The sequence below is a fragment of the Streptomyces sp. DH12 genome, assembly GCF_020873895.1.
In the GTDB taxonomy this organism is placed as follows: domain Bacteria; phylum Actinomycetota; class Actinomycetes; order Streptomycetales; family Streptomycetaceae; genus Streptomyces.
The window spans coordinates 1-383 of sequence record NZ_JAHWGT010001723.1; the positions used below are offsets into that span (position 1 = coordinate 1).

The 383-nt window shown below is 73.9% G+C and carries 1 protein-coding gene; it reads right to left on the reverse strand.

Annotation, left to right across the window (positions count from 1 at the left end):
* Positions 1-141: 141 nt before the first annotated feature.
* A partial coding sequence (locus LPA54_RS41915; RefSeq protein WP_228985577.1) for a hypothetical protein occupies positions 142-383 on the reverse strand: 242 nt, incomplete at its 5' end.

A 383-nucleotide genomic window follows, 5' to 3' on the forward strand; every position in this document is an offset into this window, starting at 1 on the left:
GGATCCTGCGGGTCGCCCCTGATGTCCGGCGCGCCGCCTTGAGGACCGTCGCCCGGCGCGGCGGCGCCGAAGCGCCGCCGCACGGACGTCCTCCCCCCTGTCCGGTGCCCCCCTTCCCCCTTGCTCCCCCTGCCTACGCGGTCAGAGCGCCGGCCACCAGAAGGGGGCGAAGCTGATGGCCACGTTGCCCTCGCCCTGGTTGACGGTCGTGAACGCGGAACCGTTGACCTGGGCGGTATTGCTCTCGTTCTCGGCGCCGGGCCCTACGGCCTGCTGCTGTGTGGTGGCGGAGTTCCCGAAGTTGTCCCCGCCGACTCCGGTACCGAGGGCGCCGACGCCGTTGTCCGCCGTCGCGACCCCCGCGAAGAGCGCGGCCGCGAGCG